21 protein-coding genes and 1 pseudogene are annotated in these 23,027 nt (G+C 44.4%); 8 read left to right on the top strand and 14 right to left on the bottom strand.

Features of this window, described 5'->3' with window-relative positions:
* Positions 1 to 575: 575 nt before the first annotated feature.
* The 7 genes from IRQ95_RS09660 to dusA all read right to left on the bottom strand — a co-directional run bounded on the left by IRQ95_RS09660 (position 576) and on the right by dusA (position 7,655).
* Positions 576 to 1,352: a phosphoadenylyl-sulfate reductase gene (locus tag IRQ95_RS09660; protein ID WP_194436752.1), complete on the bottom strand. Its 777-nt coding sequence runs from the start codon at positions 1,350 to 1,352 to the stop codon at positions 576 to 578.
* Complete coding sequence (gene cysI, locus IRQ95_RS09665) at positions 1,345 to 3,069, bottom strand: assimilatory sulfite reductase (NADPH) hemoprotein subunit (protein ID WP_194436753.1); 1,725 nt, start codon at positions 3,067 to 3,069, stop codon at positions 1,345 to 1,347. Before cysI ends, IRQ95_RS09660 begins: the two co-directional genes overlap by 8 nt.
* Positions 3,069 to 4,958, bottom strand: a complete 1,890-nt coding sequence (locus tag IRQ95_RS09670) for an assimilatory sulfite reductase (NADPH) flavoprotein subunit (RefSeq protein WP_194436754.1) — start codon at positions 4,956 to 4,958, stop codon at positions 3,069 to 3,071. The genes cysI and IRQ95_RS09670 overlap by 1 nt, the downstream gene beginning before the upstream one ends.
* A 147-nt stretch (positions 4,959 to 5,105) precedes the next feature.
* On the bottom strand, positions 5,106 to 5,345 hold the full coding sequence (locus tag IRQ95_RS09675; protein ID WP_194436755.1) for a hypothetical protein: 240 nt from the start codon (positions 5,343 to 5,345) through the stop codon (positions 5,106 to 5,108).
* Positions 5,346 to 5,530: 185 nt separating this feature from the next.
* Entirely contained in the window at positions 5,531 to 6,187 is a 657-nt protein-coding gene (locus tag IRQ95_RS09680; protein ID WP_194436756.1) for a TIGR04219 family outer membrane beta-barrel protein, read from the bottom strand.
* Between the two features lie 58 nt (positions 6,188 to 6,245).
* On the bottom strand, positions 6,246 to 6,455 hold the full coding sequence (gene pspG / locus IRQ95_RS09685) for an envelope stress response protein PspG (RefSeq protein ID WP_075651925.1): 210 nt from the start codon (positions 6,453 to 6,455) through the stop codon (positions 6,246 to 6,248).
* Between the two features lie 159 nt (positions 6,456 to 6,614).
* Positions 6,615 to 7,655, bottom strand: a complete 1,041-nt coding sequence (gene dusA, locus IRQ95_RS09690) for a tRNA dihydrouridine(20/20a) synthase DusA (protein ID WP_194436757.1) — start codon at positions 7,653 to 7,655, stop codon at positions 6,615 to 6,617.
* Between the two features lie 1,095 nt (positions 7,656 to 8,750).
* Here dusA and zur point away from each other — a divergent pair.
* Both zur and IRQ95_RS09700 read left to right on the top strand, forming a co-directional pair.
* Positions 8,751 to 9,197, top strand: a complete 447-nt coding sequence (gene zur, locus IRQ95_RS09695; protein WP_075651919.1) for a zinc uptake transcriptional repressor Zur — start codon at positions 8,751 to 8,753, stop codon at positions 9,195 to 9,197.
* A gap of 17 nt (positions 9,198 to 9,214) precedes the next feature.
* Positions 9,215 to 9,676: a chemotaxis protein CheX gene (locus IRQ95_RS09700; protein WP_194436758.1), complete on the top strand. Its 462-nt coding sequence runs from the start codon at positions 9,215 to 9,217 to the stop codon at positions 9,674 to 9,676.
* 484 nt (positions 9,677 to 10,160) lie between these two features.
* Here the strand turns inward: IRQ95_RS09700 and cysC are convergent, their stop codons facing one another.
* From cysC to cobA, 5 genes and pseudogenes are all read right to left on the bottom strand, one after another.
* A complete protein-coding gene (cysC, locus tag IRQ95_RS09705) occupies positions 10,161 to 10,778 on the bottom strand; it encodes an adenylyl-sulfate kinase (protein WP_194436759.1) in 618 nt (205 codons plus the stop codon).
* 11 nt (positions 10,779 to 10,789) lie between these two features.
* Positions 10,790 to 12,514, bottom strand: a complete 1,725-nt coding sequence (locus tag IRQ95_RS09710) for an SLC13 family permease (RefSeq protein ID WP_194436760.1) — start codon at positions 12,512 to 12,514, stop codon at positions 10,790 to 10,792.
* Between the two features lie 66 nt (positions 12,515 to 12,580).
* Entirely contained in the window at positions 12,581 to 14,008 is a 1,428-nt protein-coding gene (gene cysN, locus IRQ95_RS09715; protein WP_194436761.1) for a sulfate adenylyltransferase subunit CysN, read from the bottom strand.
* Positions 14,009 to 14,026: 18 nt separating this feature from the next.
* A pseudogene (gene cysD / locus IRQ95_RS09720) lies at positions 14,027 to 14,947 on the bottom strand (sulfate adenylyltransferase subunit CysD); the annotation flags it as partial.
* 39 nt (positions 14,948 to 14,986) lie between these two features.
* On the bottom strand, positions 14,987 to 15,868 hold the full coding sequence (cobA, locus tag IRQ95_RS09725) for a uroporphyrinogen-III C-methyltransferase (protein WP_194436763.1): 882 nt from the start codon (positions 15,866 to 15,868) through the stop codon (positions 14,987 to 14,989).
* 292 nt (positions 15,869 to 16,160) lie between these two features.
* On the opposite strand from cobA, the gene cpdB reads away from it, so the two are divergent.
* The 4 genes from cpdB to IRQ95_RS09745 all read left to right on the top strand — a co-directional run bounded on the left by cpdB (position 16,161) and on the right by IRQ95_RS09745 (position 20,248).
* Positions 16,161 to 18,122 carry a 2',3'-cyclic-nucleotide 2'-phosphodiesterase gene (cpdB, locus tag IRQ95_RS09730; RefSeq protein ID WP_194436764.1) on the top strand — a complete coding sequence of 654 codons (1,962 nt, stop codon included), beginning with the start codon at positions 16,161 to 16,163 and terminating at the stop codon, positions 18,120 to 18,122.
* A gap of 128 nt (positions 18,123 to 18,250) precedes the next feature.
* Positions 18,251 to 18,805, top strand: coding sequence for a Crp/Fnr family transcriptional regulator (locus tag IRQ95_RS09735; RefSeq protein WP_194436765.1), 555 nt, complete (start codon positions 18,251 to 18,253; stop codon positions 18,803 to 18,805).
* A gap of 112 nt (positions 18,806 to 18,917) precedes the next feature.
* Positions 18,918 to 19,367: a GNAT family N-acetyltransferase gene (locus IRQ95_RS09740; RefSeq protein ID WP_194436766.1), complete on the top strand. Its 450-nt coding sequence runs from the start codon at positions 18,918 to 18,920 to the stop codon at positions 19,365 to 19,367.
* A gap of 5 nt (positions 19,368 to 19,372) precedes the next feature.
* A complete protein-coding gene (locus IRQ95_RS09745) occupies positions 19,373 to 20,248 on the top strand; it encodes an EamA family transporter (protein WP_194436767.1) in 876 nt (291 codons plus the stop codon).
* 18 nt (positions 20,249 to 20,266) lie between these two features.
* On the opposite strand, the gene IRQ95_RS09750 is transcribed toward IRQ95_RS09745, so the two are convergent.
* Entirely contained in the window at positions 20,267 to 20,827 is a 561-nt protein-coding gene (locus IRQ95_RS09750) for an OapA family protein (protein ID WP_194436768.1), read from the bottom strand.
* 314 nt (positions 20,828 to 21,141) lie between these two features.
* Between IRQ95_RS09750 and bamJ the strand changes: the two genes are divergently transcribed.
* Together bamJ and IRQ95_RS09760 are read left to right on the top strand one after the other, a co-directional pair.
* Positions 21,142 to 21,762, top strand: a complete 621-nt coding sequence (gene bamJ / locus IRQ95_RS09755; protein ID WP_194436769.1) for a BamJ family beta-barrel-assembly machinery protein — start codon at positions 21,142 to 21,144, stop codon at positions 21,760 to 21,762.
* A 97-nt stretch (positions 21,763 to 21,859) separates the two neighbouring features.
* Entirely contained in the window at positions 21,860 to 22,345 is a 486-nt protein-coding gene (locus IRQ95_RS09760; protein ID WP_194436770.1) for a DUF2780 domain-containing protein, read from the top strand.
* 281 nt (positions 22,346 to 22,626) lie between these two features.
* Here the strand turns inward: IRQ95_RS09760 and rplQ are convergent, their stop codons facing one another.
* The gene (gene rplQ / locus IRQ95_RS09765) at positions 22,627 to 23,010 is read right to left on the bottom strand and encodes a 50S ribosomal protein L17 (RefSeq protein ID WP_039430775.1); all 384 of its coding nucleotides are present in this window, start codon (positions 23,008 to 23,010) and stop codon (positions 22,627 to 22,629) included.
* Positions 23,011 to 23,027: the final 17 nt, after the last annotated feature.

Genomic DNA, 23,027 nt, shown 5'->3' on the forward strand with positions numbered 1-23,027 from the left:
GAATACTGACTTCAAAACTGCTCTTACTCGAAAGTAAGAAGTAATTTTAAAGCTATTATCGTTCCAACAGAACGATAATGAATTGACTGTGCTGATACCGAAGTATCAATTGGTCACTCAGTTCATTGAAATCTAATTTGAAGCCTAAGCTTCTAATTGGATTATCATCAACGAGTGCCCACACAGATTGATAGGTTCTTATTGTTAAAGAGCTACTCTTCTTTGTGACTCACATCACTTGGAAGAGGCGGCCATTCTAACGAGATAATTTGTTGTGTCAAACACTTTTTCAATTTATTTCGTTTTTCTTTTCGACCTCGTCGATTCAGCGCTAAACCCTTATGGAGCCTTGCCTCGTCGACAGGGGTGCATTATAGAGATCGCCATCACATTGGCAAGCGTTATTTTGCAAAAATTACAAAAATAACGCTTACATGCGGTTTTTTCACTCAAAGCTTTATTTATTCAAATTTACCCAAAACAAGCCAACAGCTCATCCACAAAGTTATCCACATCTAGTGATTTTTTAAGCACAAAAAAGGCTGCATTACGCAGCCTTTTCTTTATACGTCGAACTAAATTCCCGAGCCGTGCTCTTCTCCATCCTCTTCATGGAGACCACATTCACGCTTCAAACCAAAAAATCGAGTGTCTTCCTCTTTCATTCCTGGTTCCCACTTTCTTGTCGTGTGTGTATCACCGACAGAAAGATAGCCTTCTTCTCTTAAAGGATGATAAGGCAAACCATGTTCCTCTAAGTAATAGTGCACATCTTTATTACTCCAATCGATAACAGGTAAAAACTTAAATACACCATTTTGAATCGAAAGAATCGGTAAGTTCGCTCGTGACTGCGACTGCTCTCGACGTAAACCCGAGAACCACGTACCGACTTCTAGCTCATCTAGAGCGCGACGCATTGGCTCAACTTTATTGAGCTTGTTGTATTTTTCGATACCTTCAACGCCTTGCTCCCACAATTTGCCATGCACCGCTTCTTGCCATACTGGACTTTGCTGAGCGCGGTACACTTTAAGATTCAGGGCAAGTTGCTGAGTCAGTTGCTCAATAAACTGATAGGTCTCTGGGAACAGATAACCAGTATCCGTCAATATCACAGGAATATCAGGCTTAACTTGAGTCACGAGATGCAGCATCACAGCCGCCTGAATACCAAAGCTTGAAGAAACCGCAAACTCACCCGTGAGATTGTCTACTGCCCAACTCACTCTTTGCAGCGCTGTCATTTGTTCTAGCTCGGCATTGATCATACCCAGTTGCAGAATCTGCTCTGTTTTAGTCAACGTGAGTAGTTGTTTTAACTCAAGCGGACTAGCAGTTGAATTAAGCATGCAAATCCCTCTTTGATACGAAGACCTCTTCAATGATTCCGGCACGAATTGCGAAATCACCAAAGCACTCTCCTTTATTACGCTCTTTTGCCCAGCGTCCCACCAGCAGATCAATTTCTTCTAGGATCTGTTTATCGGTAATGTTCTCTTTATACATCTTCGGAATACGCGTACCACCTTTGTTCCCACCTAGATGCAGGTTATAACGACCAGGAGCTTTACCCACTAAGCCAATCTCAGCCAACATCGCTCGGCCACAACCATTTGGACAACCGGTAACACGTAAGATAATGCTATCTTCTTTTGGTAAACCGTGTTTCTCAAGAATGCCTTCCACATCGGTAACAAATTGCGGTAGAAAACGTTCGGCTTCAGCCATCGCTAACGGACAAGTCGGGAATGCCACACACGCCATTGAATCTTTACGTTGCTCACTGACTTCGTCATCCATCAAACCGTGTGCTCGAGCAATTTTCTCAATCTTAGCTTTATTGGCTTTAGAAACACCCGCGACGATTAAATTTTGGTTGGCTGTCATACGGAAGTCTCCTTTGTGGATCTTCGCAATCTCGGCCATTCCCGTTTTCAGCGGTTTGCCTGGGAAATCAAGTAAACGACCATTCTCTATAAATAGCGCAAGGTGATGTTTACCATCGATACCTTCTACCCAGCCGATACGATCACCGCGTTCGGTAAACTCATATGGTCGACTTTCGGCAAACTTAACCTCAGCACGTTTCTCGACTTCCGCTTTAAACACATCAATCCCCACACGATCGAGCGTATATTTGGTTTTGGCATTTTTACGATTAGAACGGTTACCCCAATCACGCTGAGTCGTCACCACTGCGGCTGCAACATCTAAGGTTTTCTCTAGAGGGACAAAACCAAAGTCATCAGCGCGGCGTGCATAAGTCGAGGTATCGCCATGGGTCATAGCTAGACCACCGCCCACCAGCACGTTAAAACCAACCAGTTTGCCGTTTTCAGCAATGGCAACAAAGTTCAGGTCATTGGCATGCACATCGACATCGTTTTGAGGCGGAATAACGACCGTCGTTTTGAATTTACGCGGTAAATAATGTTTACCCAGAATCGGCTCATCATCGTCTGTGGTTTCTACTTTCTCACCATCTAACCAAATCTCGGCATAAGCTTTGGTTTTTGGCAGTAGATGTTCACTGATTTTTTTCGCCCATTCATACGCTTCTTGGTGAAGCTCAGACTCCACTGGGTTAGTAGTACAAAGTACGTTACGGTTCACATCACCCGCTGTAGCAATTGAATCGATACCAATACTATTTAGCGTTTGATGCATCAGCTTAATATTTGGCTTTAGGACACCATGGAACTGAAAGGTCTGTCGCGTGGTTAAACGAATACTGCCATACAGCGAATGTTCACTGGCAAACTTATCGATGGCCAACCACTGCTTTGGCGTAATAATGCCGCCCGGCATACGTGCACGCAGCATGACATTGTGCAGAGGTTCGAGTTTCTGCTTCGCACGTTCATTACGAATATCACGGTCATCTTGCTGATACATACCGTGGAAACGGATCAACTGGAAGTTATCAGCAGTAAAACCACCCGTAATACGGTCTTGCAGATCTTGCTCTATGGTACCGCGAAGAAAATTACTTTCGCGCTTTAAGCGTTCATTATCAGCATAAGGACCTAATACTTCACCAAGTACTTGTTGTTGTTCTTTGCTCATTAGTACACATCCCTTTGGTAACGTTTTTCCTTACGCAGATTATTAATAAACTCTTCTGCTTGCTCTTTACTTAGTTTGCCGTGCTCTTGTGCGACTGAAACCAATGCTTCGTGGACATCTTTCGCCATGCGAGTCGCATCACCACATACATATAGATAAGCCCCCTCTTCAATCCACTGCCATACTTGAGCACCGTTTTCTAGAATGCGATGCTGAACATACACTTTCTCTTGTTGGTCACGACTAAAGGCAACATCCAGTTGAGTTAGCAATCCTGATTTCAGATATTTCTGCCACTCCACCTGGTAGAGGAAGTCTTGAGTAAAGGTACGATCGCCAAAGAATAACCAGTTCTTACCTTCGGCATCACGATTGTCACGCTCCTGAATAAAGCTGCGGAAAGGCGCAATACCAGTACCAGGTCCAATCATGATCACTGGCGTATTATCATCTTGAGGAAGTTTGAAGTTATTGTTGTTTTCAATAAACACCTTCACTTCGCCACCCTCTTCTAAACGGTGTGAGAGGTAACTGGATGCGCCACCAAAGCGAAGCTCTTCACCGTGTTGATATTCGACCACACCAACGGTTAAATGAACTTCATCTTCCACTTCAGATTGCGCCGAAGCAATCGAATAGAGACGAGGTGTCAAACGGCGCAGTAAACCAACCAAGTCTTGCGCACTCAACTTGGTTTTCTTCTCAGCCAACACATCGATAACTTGGGTATTGCCCGCGTACTCGCGCAGCTTATCTTTATCTTCCACCAACTTTTGCAGCTTTTTGCTGCCCGATAGTTCAGCGAACTTAGCCACCAGCTGTGGGTTGGCAGCGGTAATTTCATATTTCGCCACCAATGCGCTGTGAATAGAAAGACTGTCTCCGTCGACATCAACACTTTCAACGCCAGAGAGCCCTACTTTGGCTAAAATAGCATTGGCAAGTTCAGAACTATTTTGATACCACACGCCCAAAGCATCGCCTGGCTGATAAGTAATACCTGAGCCATCGAGATCAATCTCAATATGGCGGACATCCTTACCTGAATCTCGCCCGGTAATTTTCTGACTCGTCAGTAACGTTGCGGTATAAGGATTTTGTTTGTTGTATTGCGCATGACCTGAGGCTGCCTGCCCTACCGGCAGTTGCACAACTTCCGCTTCAGCGCCTGATGAGAGATCATCTTTAACAGTATCGAGCGCTTTAGCACGCCACTCTTTTGCTGGCGCGTCGTAATCCACATCACAATCAATACGATCAATAAAAGGGGTCGCGCCAAGTTTTGCAAGATAAGCATCAAAATCTTTACCGGTTTGGCAGAAGAACTCATAACTAGAATCACCCAAACCAATAACAGCGTACTTTAAGTTATTCAGCTTCGGTGCTTTCTTTGATTGTAAAAATTCATGCAGTTCGATGGCATTATCCGGTGCTTCCCCTTCACCATTGGTGGAAGCGACGACAATCACGTGAGTTTCTTTGGCTAAGTTTTTACCTTTATAGTCACTAGCATCAAATAGCTCGACAGCGATACCTTGCGCTTTCGCTTCATGCTCTAGCTCTTCTGCAACACCTTTGGCGTTACCTGTTTGTGAGGCAAAGATAATGGTTAACTTGCCTGCGGGTTTTGCAGCCACCACGGCTGCCGCTTGGCTAATTGGCGCTGCGGCGGCAGCGGGTTGATTTTGGGCCAATCCCCAGAAGTAACCACTCACCCACGCCAGTTGCTGAGAAGACAAACTTGATACCGTTTGCTGTAACTGACCTAATTGCTGATCATTAAGAGGGCTAGCGATTGAAGGTAGTTCTGGTGTATTTGCTTGCGAGAGCTCTCCATTGGCTGAAGACTCTTTCTTATTTAAAGACATGGTCTCGACATCCCTGTTCATTGCGTGATGATAGATTAACCACTCTTTTTAATAACAAGAAAGAATAGAAGTGAATGTTTTATAACTTTTGGAATTAAAGCGAATGGCAAACAACCACAAATTAGCCCTGCGAACGCAGTTCCTATGTAAGAAAAATAAGAGGAAAAATTAAAGAGGACGCTGATCTTCTATACGTACTTGATTAAAGCCAACAGCCATGGCTGACTTTGAAGCGACATCTAAATTGCCATAGTGACACTCTTCACCATGTACATCGGTTAATAATAAAAATCCCCCTTCCGCGTGACGAAACTCTACCACCCAAAGCCCTTCTTCTGCTGATGGTTCGATGATGGCTTCAACCAGCTGATTGTCTCGATACAACGCGCGCAGCTCATTAATCGTCATATTTGCTTCTCTGCGTAACTGTCCCTGTATCTATAAGCATGGTGCATAACGATAAAACTGCTAATAAAAAGCCAAACATTATGACGAAAAAGTATAAAAAAACGCCACTAACCGAGGTGGCGTTTTAAAAAAGTAATCACTCACTTCGCTATTAATGACTTAATGCCGATAGTTGAGCGGCCAATTTAGAAACGAAACTCTGCGCCAACGAAAAAACCATCGACAAAGATGAGAGACTCAGAGACTTCTGGGGTTTCATTGGCTAAATCATCAAATTCTAAATCGACAACTCGATAGCCCGCTCTGATTGCCACCGTATCACTGACCTGATATTGCACTCCGGCTAGTACATCTGCACGCTTAATATCTTTACTATTCCCGAAATCAAACTGACCTATGATGTCAAAATCCGTATTGGGAATAGAAAGCTCTGCGTAGGCATACCAGTTAAAGGTAAGTTCATTAAAACTGTACGAGGGCTGTGGAGAAATACTGGTGCGATAATGGCTATCGCTGTACTTAGTTAGGCTGACACCAGCATCAAATAGCATGTGCTCGCGCTCAAGTACGCGATAGTAAAGTGAGAAGTCATATTTATCAAAACCAGCATAATCGGCATCAATGCTGGTATAGCGCAAACTCGCGTATGGCAAATAAGGTTGGTCATGTTCGATAGCAACGAACAAATTAGCAGCGGTTGCATGATCTCGTCGTTGTTCATCTATCTTGGTATCACCAAACCATGCATCAGCACCAACCGTAGTGCGAATAGAACTCGCGAGTGCTGAGCTAGAGAATAACAACGCTGACACTGCTGTTAGCCAATACATCCTTGTGGTCATAGATAGGCTCTCGGTTTTTATTTGACTCCTTTGAGCCTATCACATTTTGCCAACTTCGCTATCGTGAACTACTCACATGGTTTTTGAAAAACCAGATACCTATAGCGATCACTATCAACCAAGGGAGGATTTTAAGTACCACTCCTACCATGCCCATTAATACCATCACAGCAATGGCAAAACCTGTTGCTGCAAATACCGTAAGCATAGTGACGCCTGTAACCAGTAAGGTCGCGATAAAAACTAAAACAAAGATTAACTCAAACATAGTGTTTCTCCTTTCTTTATCCTCTCTATCGCAGAAAGTGTGCCAAGTTTACCAAAAATTATAAACGCTTGATTTATTTAAAATAAACAAAAAGCGCCCTTCATTGAGGGCGCTTTCCATCTAATTTTTGGTATTTTTCACCAGCTAGGTTGGCAAATTTTACACATTCAATTCTTTTGGAATTTTCGCGAGTGCGGCTTCAACCACTTCGATCCCTGAGCCAGGTTTGTGCGCATTCTCACTAATGTGACGACGCCATTGACGTGCACCCGGCATGTTTTGGAATAACCCTAGCATATGGCGAGTAATGTGGCCTAAGTAAACACCTTTAGATAGCTGTGCTTCAATGTATGGGTACATCTCTTGTACTACTTGGGTACGCTTTTTCACCGGCTTATCAAGACCAAAGATTTGCTGGTCCACTTCTGCCAAGATGTATGGGTTTTGATAAGCCTCACGACCAACCATTACCCCATCTAGATGCTGCAGGTGCTCTTTGGTCTCTTCCAATGTTTTCACCCCACCATTGACTGCGATCTCCAAATGAGAGAAGTCTTTTTTCAATTGGTAAGCACGTGGGTAATCCAATGGTGGAATTTCACGGTTCTCTTTCGGGCTTAAACCAGACAGCCACGCTTTACGCGCGTGAATAGTGAATTGCTCACAGCCGCCTTTCTCAGAAACGATAGAAACGAAGTCAGTCAAAAATTCATAAGAATCTTGATCATCAATGCCAATTCGGGTTTTAACCGTCACAGGAATATCCACCACTTCTTTCATCGCTGCCACGCACTGAGCCACCAGCATAGGTTCAGCCATCAGGCAGGCGCCAAAACGGCCGTTCTGTACACGATCAGAAGGACAACCTACATTAAGGTTAATTTCATCATAACCGCGCTCTGCAGCCAACTTGGCACAAGTAGCAAGATCAGCTGCGTTTGAACCACCAAGTTGCAGCACTAAAGGATGCTCTTCTTCGTTGTACGCGAGGAAGTCGCCCTTACCATGGATGATCGCACCTGTAGTCACCATTTCTGTGTACAGTTGCGTCTCACTCGAAAGTAAACGATGAAAGTATCGACAGTGACGATCAGTCCAATCCAACATAGGGGCAATGGAGAAACGAGAGCTTGGGTAAACTAACTGACTCACTTGATTTTCCTCGCTTTTCTCAACAATGTGGTTGGCATGATTTTGCATGATGTATTCCCATTTGCGTCCAATTTAAAGCATTCTTACGTAGTATGGGCATGTGTTAGCCCCAAAATGACAGAGTTTAGACTGACAACTTAACACGCCAAAAAAGCCGCCTTATTGCAAACAAGCCTTTCCGAATCGTGGTTTGATAAAAAAGAGCGCAGATTCTACATCAAGTTCATTCTGCACCCAAGCCTAGAGGCAAACAATGGCATCATAAGGCCCTAGGAAAGCCAAAAGATTCGCTCTTTATACTCAAGACAGACGACAAACGCTCATATCAAGAATAATGAGCAATGAGGAAGGAAAAAAACATCAAGTAAAACAGTGACTGACTGTAAACCATACGGAGTCTAACGCCTCGTATATTTAAACCAAAACAATATTCTAAGCATCAATTTAGACGCGGCTAGCGCCCCTAGGCCATCAACTGCATTCTCCTTCATTTCCGAAGTAAACAATTTGTCATTCGCAAATAATGCAGAAAAACCTATCACCAACCAACACAAGTAAAATAGCACGTAAATTAATAGGTCGAATGAAGACAAAATTATAGCCGGCGCCATAATAGCCACAAAAAACATCCCTATAAAACCAAGTATAAATTCCATCAAAATCTCCCTTTTAGCTTGGTATAAATCGCAATCCTTGCAATATCAGCCATCAAACTATCGCACGAAATTAGCGCACCTTATACGATAAAATTGTAAATGTTGAATATTCAAGATAGAAAATACGAACAATGTCCTCAAATTAACAAGCATTACTAACCTGTACCAACAAGTGCAAAAGTAGCCAACTGACAGCGCTATCTTAGTGGATGAGATTTTTACCTCGTATTGTTTTATGGCGAGTTGGATCTCGATAATTGCGCTTTACAGCAGTGATGAGACTCTGAAACATTAACCTTCAAGTCACTTGGCTATATCGTTTCTTTAGATATTTTGGTAAGTTAGATCATTCAATAGTCCGGCTAACTGATTCACCTCGAAGTGCTATTAAAGTCTCGATGGTCTTATCATAATGACGCGAATGATGAACACCGCTCAAAATTGGGTGGTATATTGTAAATAAGTCCAATCGTTATGGTGAAAAAATTTGGACCAAGAGTTACTTAAACAGATCGAAGATATCTGTGCCGCTAGAGGCGTAAGGTTTACGTCGCAACGTAAACAAGTTTTCAAATTAATTTGTGCTAGCCCGAAGGCATCTAGTGCTTATGAATTACTTGAGCAATTAAAGCTCCACGAACCTCAGGCAAAGCCGCCAACTGTCTATCGCGCGCTCGATTTTCTGCTCGAACAAGGTTTTATCCATCGAGTCGAGTCAACAAACAGCTTTATCCAATGTTGCTCGTGTAACGCACATAAACATTACTCGCATCTACTAATATGCGACAAATGTAGTAACGTTATTGAACTGCAAGATGATAGTTTGGTAGCCTTACTGGCTAATAATGCTGAAAAACATGGCTTTAAGATCACAAATCATGTCATCGAGTCACATGGTATTTGCCAGTCATGTTTGTCTGATATTAAAGAATAACGATATAGAAGAAATATATGCGTGCTGAATTTGTAAACCCGTTTTTAGCTTCATTGATGAACGTTCTAAAAACGATGGCTTCACTGGAGTTGAAGCCGCAAAAGCCTCGTGTAAAAAAAGACGAGATCGCTAGGGGTGATGTATCGGGTCTAATCGGGATGGTTGGTCCGCAAACTCGTGGCTCAATGTCGATTACTTTTGATGAGAGTCTTGCACTAGAAATCATGCAAAACATGCTGGGCGAACGCCCAAATGGTTTAAATGATGAAGTAACAGACATGGTTGGCGAAATCACCAACATGGTAACTGGTGGTGCAAAACGTATCTTGGCTGAAAGTGGCTTCGATTTCGATATGGCAACGCCAGTAGTCGTTTCCGGCAAAGGTCATACTATTCGCCATAAATGCGAAGGCTCAATTATCATCATGCCATTCACCTCTCAATGGGGTAACGCATTTATCGAAATCTGTTTCGAATAGCAATACAGTTAAAAGAATACAAAAAGCTTCCGGTCACAAGGAAGCTTTTTGCGTTTTTACGCAGAGAAAGCATTTGCAACATGGTAAACCCAAAGCAGCCGCGCGAGCTTGCCGAGCTTTGGGATCATAGTAACCTATTCCCTTTCATACCCAGCTCAACTCGCTTTGAGATCATGGTAACCCTAATGCTCAAAAAGGTGAGGCACACAAGTTTCACCAATCGGACTCAGCGAAATAGCAATGCAAAACTGACTCTCCAGACTCTCACTTAGTCAGAGCAAACTGCTTTTGTTGATAGCTGAACAAGCAAATAGATCATGGGTAACCTAAAGCTATTTTCGTCGCTGCAATAACTCAGCCTCAGTCACTTAGAGCTTATGCTATATAGCTTAACGAGCTTTAGGCTCACAACAACCCAAAAGCCACTTAAGCTGTACAGAGAACTGAGAACTTACTATTCGCCGTAATACTGAAGTACGATTATTTACTTAATAATCTCGCGCTGTTTGAGCGCCTGAATACACTGCTCAACCAAAGCTTCAATCGGTAACTCGCCGGCGGGCAAATCGATTTCTGGCTGCAAGGGTGCCTCATACTCTGAGTCGATACCGGTAAAATTAGGGATCTCACCTGCACGGGCTTTTTTGTATAACCCTTTCGGATCACGTTGCTCACACACATCAAGAGAAGTATTGACGAAGACTTCGAGAAACTCACCCTGTGGCAGTAAATCACGCACTAACTGGCGCTCTGCACGGTGAGGAGAAATAAATGCCGAGAGCACAATCAGTCCGGCATCAGCCATCAGTTTAGCCAGCTCGCCAATACGGCGAATGTTTTCACGGCGGTCTTGTTCTGAAAAACCTAAATCACTGCACAAGCCGTGGCGCACATTGTCGCCATCCAACAAATAAGTATGGTAGCCAAGTTCTGCCAACTGATTCTCCAGTGCGCCAGCGATGGTCGATTTACCGGCTCCTGATAATCCCGTAAACCAAAGCAATACCGGCTTTTGCTGCTTTAATTTGGCACGAAAGCTTTTATCAACGGTGTGCTGATGCCACACTATATTCTCGTCTTTGACATTGGTTTCTGTCGTCATGGTTTAGTCCTTTAATACGGGAAAAAGAGTGGGATCAATGCCAGTACCAACACTGAGTAAACAATAGAAATTGGGATCCCCACTCGTACATAATCGGATAATTTGTAATTGCCTACGCTATAAACCAGTAAATTAGTTTGATAGCCGTAAGGAGAAATAAAACTGGCACTCGCCCCAAATAGCACAGCCATGACAAAAGGCATTGGGTCAACGCCATAGCCAATTGCCATACTGTAGCCAATCGGAAAAGCGAGCGCAGCAGCAGCATTGTTGGTCACGAGCTCGGTTAAGATCAGCGTCAGCAAATATGTTGCCACCAGCGCACCAAACACTCCCCAGCCGTTAAAGGTTTCGATAAACATCTGCCCTAATTTGACCGATAAACCAGATGAGAGCATCAACTGGGCAATCGAAAGCGCTGATCCAACAATGACCACAATATCAATTGGGAAGCGGCGACGTAGTTCACTCAACTGAACGATACCGAGAAACAGAGTCGCGAGAAGAAAAACCGCCAAACCTTTAATTAATGGCACCCACTCGAGCAATGCGAAGGCAATAACGGAGCTAAAGCCGAGTAATACCGTGGTGGACTTTTGAAAATCGAGACGTGCACTAGAGTCGAGATCATTGACCAAGACAAACTCTTTACGATGAGCGCGTCGCTCAGCATCAAAGCGTTTTCCTGGTACAAGTACTAAGGTATCGCCAGCATTGAGTGTGATATTACCTAAGCCCCCCTCTAAACGCTCATGCCCACGACGGATCGCCACCACCACCGCATCAAATCGGTCACGAAAACGGCTCGTCTTTAAGGTCTTATTACAAAAACTCGCCGATGAGCTGACAACCACTTCAACAAAACTTTGTCCATTTAGATGATGCTGACCAAATAGCGTTAAGCCTCGGATCTCTTGCAGAGTAGCGACACTTTCTACATCGCCACAAAACAGCAACCTGTCATTGGCATTAAGAATAAATTCCGGATCAACCGAGGGCATCGTTTTACCATCACGGATCACTTCGGCTAAGAAAAGCTTACGTAATGCCCTGAGTTTATTCTCAGAAATGCTACGCCCCACTAAAGGCGATCCAGGCTCTACTTTTGCCTCAAGAAAATAGGGCAAATCATCTTGTGATTGATCATCATAATTAGGCAAAAGATAACTGAGAGGAATTAAGATCAACAAGCCACCGAACAATACTGACAAACCGATCATTGTTGGGGTAAAAAAGCCTAAACTGGGCAACCCAGCATCTTCTACAAAGCTGTTAATGATCAAATTAGTGGATGTGCCGATCAAGGTTAAGGTACCACCTAAGATCGCGGCGTATGAGAGTGGGATCAACAATTTAGATGGCGCATGTTGTTGATTGCGCTTGATCGCTCCAATAAGAGAAACAACGACAGCAGTATTGTTAGTAAATGAGGATAGTAATGCCGTTGATACTCCCATCTTTGCCACAACCGCACCTAAACGCCCAGTAGATAGGCTGCGGCTCACCCAACTGATGAGCAAGGTTTTCTCTAACGCACATGAGGCGAGGATCAACAACACTAGAGTCAATAATGAAGAATTGGTGAAGTTGGTTGCCACTTCATTGAGTTCGATCATCCCGGCAAGAAAGGCAATAAATGCTGCTCCTGCAAAAATAAAACTCGGCTTAATACGGGTGGCTACAAGGCATGTGACAATGCCAAGTAAGATAGCCAACACAAATCCTTGTTGCCACATACCGCGTCCTTACTTCATCCAATTTTAATGCCACGCCAACGGCGGAATTAAGCTGTAGTCACTGAACTACTTCAACAATTGTGAAAGATCCTTCGCACCCCAATGAGGGAAATGCTTACGAACTAACGCATTAAGCTCAACTTCAAAAGCAGAGAAATCACCGACTTTTTGTTCAATCTGACTCAAGCTTTCACGCACTAAGCCCGCACCAACCGTAACGTTCGTCAAACGATCAATCACCACAAAGCCACCGGTATCTTGGCACTCGGTATAGCTATCCAAAGCAACGGATTCAGTTAGGCTCCACTCACACAAGCCAATCCCGTTCAATGGCAGCTCTGCTGCGCCATAGGTGGATAGGTTATTGATGTCGTACTGATGGCGAATGCCTTCAACGCGCCCTACCGTCTTTTTGCCTGCAATCTTGATATCGTATTCCCGACCAGGTTGCAGCGGTTGTTCTGTCATCCACACCACATCAGCAAGTAAATGATTACTTGAGGTCACTTCAGCTTGGTTAAGCACCAAGAGGTCGCCGCGACTGATATCAATCTCGTCTTCTAAAGTTAGCGTCACCGCTTGACCGGAATGCGCCGTCCCTAAGTCACCATCAAAGGTCACAATTCGCGCTACCTTTGAGCTTTTTCCGGATGGTAGAGCCGTCACTTCATCACCCACACTGACACTACCGGAAGCAATGGTGCCGGCAAAACCACGGAAATCGAGGTTCGGGCGATTAACATATTGAATAGGGAATCGGAATTCACCGACTTCTTTCTCGCGATCGACATCGATGCTTTCAAGAATATCCAGCAGTGGTTTACCCTTAAACCAGTTCATTTTCGGGCTGGCTTCCACCACGTTATCGCCTTCTAATGCCGATAACGGGAGGATCTGAATATCAATTTCACCGTGGAGATTTTTAGAAAATTCTACGTATTCATCACGGATTTGCTCAAAACGATCTTGAGAGTAATCCACCAGATCCATCTTGTTGACTGCAACAACAAAATGCTTCAATCCTAAAAGATTAGAAATAAACGAATGACGACGAGTTTGATCCAATACGCCTTTGCGCGCATCAATCAAGATCACAGCAACATCACAAGTCGACGCGCCCGTTGCCATGTTACGAGTGTATTGCTCATGCCCTGGCGTATCAGCAATGATGAATTTACGCTTCTGCGTTGAGAAATAACGGTACGCTACATCAATGGTGATCCCTTGCTCTCGTTCAGCCTGTAAGCCATCGACTAACAACGCTAAATCCGGGCGCTCTCCTGTAGTACCCACACGCTGACTGTCTGAGTGCACCGCTGCCAATTGATCTTCATAGATTTGTTTTGAGTCATGGAGCAAGCGACCGATCAAAGTACTCTTGCCATCGTCTACTGAGCCACATGTTAGGAATCTAAGTAATGACTTGTACTGGTGTTGCGTTAAGTATCCCTCGATCCCTAACTCAGCTAATTGAGCTTCTACTTCACTGTTCATCTTGTCTATCCTTAATCCCTAGAAATAACCCTGGCGCTTTTTCAGCTCCATCGATCCTGATTGATCGTGGTCGATCGCGCGGCCTTGACGCTCACTCGAGGTGGCGACCAGCATCTCTTCAATAATACCGGTTAAGGTATTGGCTTCTGATTCAACGGCACCAGTAAGTGGGTAGCAACCAAGCGTACGGAAACGCACACTTTTTTCTTCAATCACTTCACCGGGTTGCAACTCCATGCGGTCATCATCAACCATGATCAGCATGCCATCACGCTCAACTACTGGACGCTTATCGGCGAGGTAGAGCGGAACAATTTCGATGTTTTCTAGGTAGATGTACTGCCAGATATCCAACTCAGTCCAATTCGACAGTGGGAAAACGCGAATGCTTTCGCCTTTATTGATCTGACCGTTGTAGGTTTTCCACAGCTCAGGGCGCTGATTCTTCGGATCCCAAGTGTGGTTCTTGTCGCGGAATGAGTAGACACGCTCTTTCGCGCGTGATTTTTCTTCGTCACGACGCGCACCACCAAAGGCAGCATCAAAGCCATATTTGTTCAGCGCTTGCTTCAAACCCTGAGTTTTCATGATGTCAGTATGTTTCGATGAGCCGTGCACAAATGGGCTACAGCCCATTGCGAGACCTTCTGGGTTCTTATGTACCAAAAGCTCAAAGCCGTACTTTTCCGCCGTTTTATCGCGGAATTCGATCATCTGTTTAAATTTCCAATCGGTATCCACATGCAGTAGCGGGAAAGGTATTTTGCCTGGGTAAAATGCTTTCCTTGCTAAGTGCAACATTACCGATGAGTCTTTCCCGATGGAATACATCATTACCGGGTTATCAAACTCTGCCGCGACTTCACGAATAATGTGAATACTCTCGGCTTCTAACTGTTTAAGGTGAGTTAAACGTTCTTGGTCCATGTTGGTGCTTCCTTTGCGGCTCTTACGAGCGTTTCGGCTAGTCTTTAATCTTTATGCGTAATGACGTTGCGTTACTTTATTGTTTAAAGTGGCGTTCTCTTCTTGATTGAACCACTGTAATTTCTCAGCCAGCGCGACCACTTCGCCAACCACGATAAGCGATGGTGACTCAGCGTCTTGCGCTAACGTTGCCAGCTCAGAGAGCTCGCCTTTGAATACTTTTTGACAGCTTTGTGTACCGCGCTCGATGATGGCGATAGGTGTTGAGGCTTTTCGCCCATGGCTAACCAATTGCTGCTGGATGTAGTCAGACTTCATCAACCCCATGTAGATAACTAAGGTTTGATTACCGCGCGCAAGTGTCGACCAATCCATATCGTCGCTTTCCGCTTTCAAATGGCCGGTAATAAACATCGCGGTTTGCGCATAATCTCGGTGAGTCAGTGGAATACCGGCATAAGCGGTTGCGCCAGCAGCGGCAGTAATACCTGGAATCACTTGAAAACGTACGCCAGCATCCGCTAACACTTCAAGCTCCTCGCCACCGCGACCAAACACAAATGGATCGCCACCTTTAATGCGCACAACCTTGTGACCTTGCTTGGCAAAATCGACTAATAGTTGATTGGTTTTCTCTTGAGGAACACTGTGGTGCCCGGCACGTTTACCCACGCAGACTAAAATGGTGCTGTCTGGTATAAGCGCTAAAATGTCATCCGAAACCAAGTAGTCGTACAGCACAACATCGGCTTGTTGAATAAAGCTCAACGCTTTAATCGTCAGCAACTCAGCGTCGCCAGGACCGGCGCCAACCAAAGCAACTTCACCAGCACGTAACAGACTCGTGGTTTTAAAGCTTGGGCGATGACTATTATTTTGTGTGGTGCGTAAGTGGTTCAGTGGAAACTGAGACACTTTATCCTTGCTCGCCATAATGTATTCCTTCCATGTGAATGATTGCATTATGACCTTCTAGATATATTACCTGAAATTCTAAAATTTCATTTTTTATACCAATAACTGATAAGGCAGGAAAAATAACGCCTTTTAAACTTCAATCAACAGCGTGCTGTTGCACAGATACTCAGCAATTCTGCGAATACGGTGACAGAACAGCATTTAGTAAACGCGCAACATCACAATTTGACATGCGTCGAAATTATTGTTGCAGAGTAATTTGTTACATTACGCAACGTTAAAACTAACGCTATCGGAGCTAAATAACATGAAAGTGGCAGTGAAACCCCTAACCCTCGCTGTACTAGGCGGCATGCTAACTATGGCAGGCCCTGCAATGGCTGATACGATCAAACTGCGTATCATCGAAACCACAGACATCCACACTAACGTGATGGATTACGACTACTACAAAGACAGTCCGTCACAAAAGATTGGTTTAACTCGCACCGCTACTCTTGTTAAACAAGCTCGTGCTGAAGTTGAAAACAGCGTGTTAGTTGATAACGGTGACTTGATCCAAGGTAGCCCAATGGGTGACTACATGGCGGATAAAGGCATTGAAGTTGGTGAAGTACACCCTGTGTACAAAGCAATGAACCAACTAAACTACGATGTGGGTAACATCGGTAACCACGAATTTAACTACGGTCTAGAATTCCTAGCTGAAACTCTAAACGATGCTGATTTCCCATACATCAGTGCGAACGTGTTCGACCAGAAAACCGGTGAACACTACTTCAAGCCATACATCATCAAAACACACACTTTCAAAGACGCTGATGGCGCTGAACAACAGATCAAAGTGGGTTACATCGGTTTTGTTCCACCACAAATCATGGTTTGGGATAAGAAAAACCTAGAAGGTAAAGTCTTCGCTAAAGACATCAAAGAAACGGCGGAAGAGCTTGTACCTAAGATGAAAGCGGAAGGCGCTGACGTTATCGTTGCGATCCCACACTCTGGCGTTTCAATGGATCCACACAAAGTGGGTGCAGAAAACTCAACTTACTACCTATCAGAAGTTGAAGGTATCGACGCCATCGCATTTGGTCACTCACACGCAGTATTCCCAGGTAAAGGCTTTGACAACCTACCTGGCGTAGACAACAAAAACGGTACTATCAATGGCGTTGCTGCAGTTATGCCGGGCCGTTGGGGCGACCACGTAGGTGTAATCGACCTCGTGCTTGAGCAAAAAGAGGGGAAATGGGAAGTCACTTCAGGTAAAACTGAAGCTCGTCCAATCTTCGACAAAGTAAACAAGAAAGCGCTAGTTGAAGCAGATCAAGGCATCGTAAAAGCACTAGAAGCAGACCACAAAGGTACACGAGAGTTTGTTAACCAACCAATCGGTCAGTCAAACGACGTTATGTACAGCTTCTTAGCACTTGTACAAGATGATCCAACCGTACAGATCGTTAACCTTGCACAAAAAGACTACGTTGAACGTTTCATTCAAGGTGACCCAGATCTTGCAGATATCCCGGTACTATCTGCAGCGGCACCATTTAAAGCGGGTGGCCGTAAAGATGATCCTTCAGGCTTTACTGAAGTGGAATCTGGCCAGCTAACTTTCCGTAATGCGGCAGACCTTTACCTTTACCCTAATACGCTTGTTGCTCTGAAAATGACAGGTAACGAAGTGAAAGAGTGGCTTGAATGCTCGGTTGGCCAATTCAATCAAATTGATGTAAACAGCACGGCACCACAAACCCTGATCAACTGGGATGGCTTCCGTACTTACAACTTTGACGTTATCGACGGCGTAAACTACCAAGTTGATGTGACTCAACCTGCGAAATATGACGGTGACTGTAAGCTGGTTAACCCAGACTCGACTCGTATCCAAAATCTGACTTACCAAGGTAAGCCTATCGATATGAAGCAAGAGTTCATCGTAGCAACCAACAACTACCGCGCATACAGCAACAAGTTCCCAGGTACTGGTAGCGACCATGTTGCATTTGATTCTCCAGATGAAAACCGCTCAGTGGTGGCTTCTTACATCTCTCGCGTAAGCAAAGAGAAAGGCGAAGTAACACCAAGCGCAGACAACAACTGGACGTTTGCACCAATTAAAGCAGACAAAGCACTGGATATTCGCTTTGAAACATCACCAAGTGACAAAGCAGCAAAATTCGTGAAAGACAAAGGTCAGTACCCAATGAAACAAGTGGCGACTGATGATATCGGTTTTGCGATCTACCAAATCGATCTGCAGAAATAATATCTTGCCGTGATTCTATGCCTGAGCGATGTAAAGTGGATACTCACTAACTTCTAATCACAAAGGTATAGGTGTTAATATCAAGCCGCTATAAATGTATAGCGGCTTTTTTGTATGTGGAGAAAATAATGCAGGCTAAATTTCGTCGCCACCTCATCGAACAAGGCTTTTCCAACCTTGAAGTAAATCAACTTACCTCGCTTGCCAAACCGCTAGAGCTGCCAACGCGCCATATTCTTATTGAGCAAGGTGCGCTAGCTGACAGTTTCTATTTTGTTCTCGATGGACTGTGCCACGCGAGTTACTTAACTGAACAAGGTAAAGAATTCAGTAAAGAATTCTACTGGGAGCTCGATTGGATCATTGGCTTTGAAAGCCTGATTAAACAGCAGCCGTCCGCATTTCTACTTGAAACTTTAACTCCGTGTGAGTTGATGTGTTTACCGATTGAGACTCTTAACCAATGGCGCAACGACAATCATCCTATCTACCTAAAGCTGGTCGAAACCCAATTGATGCATAAGGAAAACAAAGAACGTTTTATGCTGCTCTACAGTGCCGAGCAACGCTATCAACTGTTCTGTGAAAACTTTGCCGATCTGGAACAAAGACTGAGTGACTACCAAATCGCGGCCTACTTAGGCATTACTCCTGTAAGCTTAAGCCGAATTAAAAACCGTTAATTTCAAAATCGGTTGATTTAAAAATCATTGTGGTGAATAACAATTGTTAATGCCGCAGAAAGAGAAACTTGCTAATTTACTCTACAGTCAATTTCTTCATTCTTGCATCACTATGATTACTTGGAAGTTAATTCCCTTCTCTCAACTTAGTAATATTGAGCTCTACCAGTTAATTAAGCTGCGTGTCGATGTATTTGTCGTCGAACAAAACTGCCCTTATCCAGAACTGGATGGCAAAGATATCTTGGATGACGTGTACCACTTACTCGGCTACCAAAATGATCAATTGGTCGCTTGCTCTCGTTTACTGCCAAAAGGCACCACTTACCCATCCGTCAGCATTGGCCGCGTGGCCACCTTAGCCAGTGCGCGCGGAAATGGTTTGGGACATCAGCTACTCAAACAAGCCATCATCGAATGTGAACAACTTTGGCCACAAGAATCGATAGAAATTGGTGCTCAGCAGCATCTTACTGCTTTCTACCAACAGCATGGTTTTAAACAAACGTCTGAGATGTACCTAGAAGATGACATCCCACACGTTGATATGCTGCGTGAGTGATATTAGTGCAGTGGTCAGCAGCTAGCTTAGCAATTTTACTGCTCGTCGTGGGGAATCTCGCGGCATCGCTATCAGACGTAGCAGTCAAACTGCTCAACGGTGAAATTAGCTCGTTTCAATACGTATTTATGCGTCAGCTACTGTCAGTACTGATTATCTTACCGTTGTGGTGGCGGCAATCTGCCAGTCAGCGAACACTAACGGCACCGGGAGTGATTGGCATACGTGCGGTTTTAATCATGCTCGGCAGCGGATGCATGATGATAGCAATCACTCACTTACCGCTCGCAACTGCCAACGCAGTTTTCTATGCTGCGCCCCTTATCATGCTGCCACTTTCGGTATGGATACTCAAAGAGATACCACCACTAGCAAAAGTGCTGGCGACCACTATTGGGTTTATTGGGGTCTTAATGGTACTCAGACCATCTCAATTTCATTGGGCTGCCTGGTTTGCTCTAGGCACTGCGACTACCCTAGCAGTATTTAATATTCTGGCGCGCAAGCTTCCACCGGAGCAACCAGTTATCACAACGCTATTTTGGACTTCCATCATGACCGTACCGCTTTCCGGAGTGATGGCAGTTTTATATTGGCAGCCAATCACTCTCGCTCAGGTCGGCCTAGTAGCACTCAGCGCAGGACTAATTTTGACTTACAACGGCTTAGCCGTGATGGCTTATAGAAAAGCGCCGGCAGGGCAAATTGCTTTGGCGGAATATTCTGGCTTAGTATTTGTGGTCATCATTGGCATTTGGGGATTTAACGAAATTCCAGATAGCCTGACCGCACTAGGGATAGTCATGATTATTTTGCCGCTACTGCCTTATAGAGACATACTGCAGCGGCGCTCAATACGCCGCACAAAGCAAACAAAGTAATCATTCCAAATAGATAAGTTATTTCTGCTGGGCAAAACCGCCATCAGAGACACGAAAGAACATCACTGACTTTGTTGCTTTCTCAAGTTGTAACATATCAAGTGAACCGTCCGCATTAATCTTAAAGCGTACCAATTGCCCAGCCTTAATATGGCTCAGCGGTTTATCACTACTTTCAATTTTAACCAATGCATTCAGATCAGACATCGGTAGGTTATTAGCGCGAAATACTTGAGCAAGCGTATCACCTGATTTTACGGTGTATTCTTGCCATTGATTCGATTGGAGTGGTTGCGGTTTTGATTCACCTTGCTCACTCAAACTTTGCGTATTAACCTCAACGGCAACCCGCTCTACTTCAACACTATCTTGCTGCGGCTGGCTTTGAGGGAATGGAATAACGATTAACGCCAGAACGACAGGTACCAATACCATCAACGCGCGTTGGTGCAGTTTCGGTAGCTGCTGCCAACGATCCAGCAGTTGTTGTTTCATGTTAGTCCAATCGATGGCTCGTAGCTTATCCTTGGCTAATTGAATGTAATCGACTTGTTGTGGCTTTTTTTTACGGCGATTCATTGCAACCCGTCTCCAAAATTCTCTGGCTTTAAGTATAAAAACCTAGCGTCTCCGAGTATAGGAAATTCCAACGTTGAAAGTAATGCTCCTGTCAAATCTCACACTTTAAGCCCAAAACTCAGACTTAACTCTCATTCTATTTTAGCACTCGTCGGGTAAGGGTTGGTTATCAGCCGCTTTAAGCCACGGCAAACAACAGTGATTAGTCTCTTAATCCTGCATATTGAAACACGTTCGCTATGGCTACGACGTTTCATCCATCACTCTTTACTGGTATCCTTAAACACTTTATACACCCATGAAAGAGAGACTCCATGTCTGAAGTTAAATTTGAAACTGTAGAGCAAAAAGCTAGCTACGGTATTGGTCTACAAATGGGTCAGCAACTAGCAGGTGCTGGTCTTGAAGGTCTAAATGTTGATGCGATTGCAGCAGGTATCGCAACGGCACTAACTGGTGACATGCCAGCTATCGAAATCGACGAAATCAACAACGCTCTTCAAGAGATGCAAATGCGTGCAGAAGAAGCGCGTCAAGAAGCAGCTAAAGCTGCTGCTGCAGACGGCGAAGTTTTCCTAAAAGACAACGCTCTACGTCCTGAAGTAACTGTACTTGAGTCTGGTCTACAGTACGAAATCATCACTGAAGGTACTGGTGAAATCCCAACTTCTGACAAGCAAGTTCGCGTTCACTACCACGGTGAACTGACTGACGGCACTGTATTCGATAGCTCTGTATCTCGCGGTCAACCAGCTGAGTTCCCAGTAACTGGCGTAATCAAAGGTTGGGTTGAAGCACTACAACTAATGCCTGTAGGTTCTAAGTGGAAGCTATACATCCCACAAGACCTTGCATACGGTGAGCGTGGCGCAGGCGCAGCGATTCCTCCATTCGCAGCACTAGTGTTCGAAGTAGAGCTACTAGATATCCTATAAGTTATAGAAAACTTAGTTATTGAAAAAGCGACGCTCAGCGTTGCTTTTTTTTTACTAAAATAAAGCTTAATAAAGCAAAAACAAAAGGAATAGCTCAATGAAAAAAGCCTCAACTGCAACTCTGATCTTATTATTGTTTACCACCGGTGCTTATGCGGGCTCGTGGCTTGACTCTATCAGTGATAAAGACACTCAAGACAGTATCTCTAAGTTAGTAACAGAGCATAGTGAAATCGCTGATCATAGTATTCCACTTAGCGGCATCTTGGCCGAGAAACTTCCAGTCACCACCGAACAAGCACTAGGAGGTAGTGGCGCGTTACTAGGCCTGGCCCAACAACAGCTATCGTCGGCAGATCTATCAGAGCTGGAATCTTTAATCCCTTGGTCTTCTAACTTACCGGACATGCAGGGCATTGTTGGCAACATCGAAAACATGCAAGCAGTGAACAAAGCGTTTGAGAGCGTAGGACTGGATCCATCAATGGTAAACCAATTTGTTCCAGTGATTCTTGACTACTTAAAAGAGAGTGGCGCAAGTGAAGGGCTACTTGGCTCATTAAGCAGTTTATGGAAAGCTTAACCGACAAACTTATGCCAATCAGGATAAGTAAATGGTCAGAAAATTGCGCAAGGAAAATCGCTTAGAACTAGGCGCAGATTGCCGTTAACTAGTTATTCTAATTACAAAATCTGCAACAACGTTATCAGCGATTTTAATCAGCAAGAATGATCAAAGACTTATGCTGATTGGTATAAATACAACAAAGCGATAGATTGATACCTATCGCTTTTTATTGTTTGTTTTCTGTAGATACAAAAAAGCCGAGCTAATGCTCGGCTTTTTCGTTCTTTCGAACCTGATTACTCAGCAGCAGTTTCTTCAGCAGCTGGGCGATCTACAAGCTCAATGTAAGCCATTGGAGCTTTATCACCAGCACGGAAGCCAGCTTTTAGGATACGAGTGTAACCGCCCTGACGAGCAGCAAAACGTGGACCTAGTTCGTTAAACAGTTTTGCAACTACTTCGTTATCACGAGTACGTGCAAATGCAAGACGACGGTTAGCAACACTGTCAGTCTTAGCTAGTGTAATCAAAGGCTCAACTACGCGACGTAGCTCTTTTGCTTTAGGCAATGTAGTCTTGATAACTTCATGACGTACTAAAGAGCTAGCCATATTGCTGAACATCGCTTTACGATGTGAGCTGTTGCGGTTGAGTTGACGACCACTCTTACGATGGCGCATGACCTAATCCTTCTAAC

Source organism: Vibrio fluminensis, from assembly GCF_015278125.1.
In the GTDB taxonomy this organism is placed as follows: domain Bacteria; phylum Pseudomonadota; class Gammaproteobacteria; order Enterobacterales; family Vibrionaceae; genus Vibrio; species Vibrio fluminensis.

What these genes read in the sequence shown, in the direction of transcription:
- IRQ95_RS09670 (WP_194436754.1), bottom strand. Translation starts at nt 4,958, where the DNA reads ATGAACAGGGATGTCGAGACCATGTCTTTAAATAAGAAAGAGTCTTCA.
- IRQ95_RS09750 (WP_194436768.1), bottom strand. Translation starts at nt 20,827, where the DNA reads ATGAATCGCCGTAAAAAAAAGCCACAACAAGTCGATTACATTCAATTA.
- IRQ95_RS09700 (WP_194436758.1), top strand. Translation starts at nt 9,215, where the DNA reads ATGCGTGCTGAATTTGTAAACCCGTTTTTAGCTTCATTGATGAACGTT.
- cobA (WP_194436763.1), bottom strand. Translation starts at nt 15,868, where the DNA reads ATGGCGAGCAAGGATAAAGTGTCTCAGTTTCCACTGAACCACTTACGC.
- IRQ95_RS09760 (WP_194436770.1), top strand. Translation starts at nt 21,860, where the DNA reads ATGAAAAAAGCCTCAACTGCAACTCTGATCTTATTATTGTTTACCACC.
- IRQ95_RS09740 (WP_194436766.1), top strand. Translation starts at nt 18,918, where the DNA reads ATGATTACTTGGAAGTTAATTCCCTTCTCTCAACTTAGTAATATTGAG.
- IRQ95_RS09675 (WP_194436755.1), bottom strand. Translation starts at nt 5,345, where the DNA reads ATGACGATTAATGAGCTGCGCGCGTTGTATCGAGACAATCAGCTGGTT.
- bamJ (WP_194436769.1), top strand. Translation starts at nt 21,142, where the DNA reads ATGTCTGAAGTTAAATTTGAAACTGTAGAGCAAAAAGCTAGCTACGGT.
- pspG (WP_075651925.1), bottom strand. Translation starts at nt 6,455, where the DNA reads ATGTTTGAGTTAATCTTTGTTTTAGTTTTTATCGCGACCTTACTGGTT.
- cysC (WP_194436759.1), bottom strand. Translation starts at nt 10,778, where the DNA reads ATGACGACAGAAACCAATGTCAAAGACGAGAATATAGTGTGGCATCAG.
- IRQ95_RS09660 (WP_194436752.1), bottom strand. Translation starts at nt 1,352, where the DNA reads ATGCTTAATTCAACTGCTAGTCCGCTTGAGTTAAAACAACTACTCACG.
- IRQ95_RS09680 (WP_194436756.1), bottom strand. Translation starts at nt 6,187, where the DNA reads ATGACCACAAGGATGTATTGGCTAACAGCAGTGTCAGCGTTGTTATTC.
- cysI (WP_194436753.1), bottom strand. Translation starts at nt 3,069, where the DNA reads ATGAGCAAAGAACAACAACAAGTACTTGGTGAAGTATTAGGTCCTTAT.
- IRQ95_RS09735 (WP_194436765.1), top strand. Translation starts at nt 18,251, where the DNA reads ATGCAGGCTAAATTTCGTCGCCACCTCATCGAACAAGGCTTTTCCAAC.
- dusA (WP_194436757.1), bottom strand. Translation starts at nt 7,655, where the DNA reads ATGCAAAATCATGCCAACCACATTGTTGAGAAAAGCGAGGAAAATCAA.
- IRQ95_RS09710 (WP_194436760.1), bottom strand. Translation starts at nt 12,514, where the DNA reads ATGTGGCAACAAGGATTTGTGTTGGCTATCTTACTTGGCATTGTCACA.
- rplQ (WP_039430775.1), bottom strand. Translation starts at nt 23,010, where the DNA reads ATGCGCCATCGTAAGAGTGGTCGTCAACTCAACCGCAACAGCTCACAT.
- cysN (WP_194436761.1), bottom strand. Translation starts at nt 14,008, where the DNA reads ATGAACAGTGAAGTAGAAGCTCAATTAGCTGAGTTAGGGATCGAGGGA.
- cpdB (WP_194436764.1), top strand. Translation starts at nt 16,161, where the DNA reads ATGAAAGTGGCAGTGAAACCCCTAACCCTCGCTGTACTAGGCGGCATG.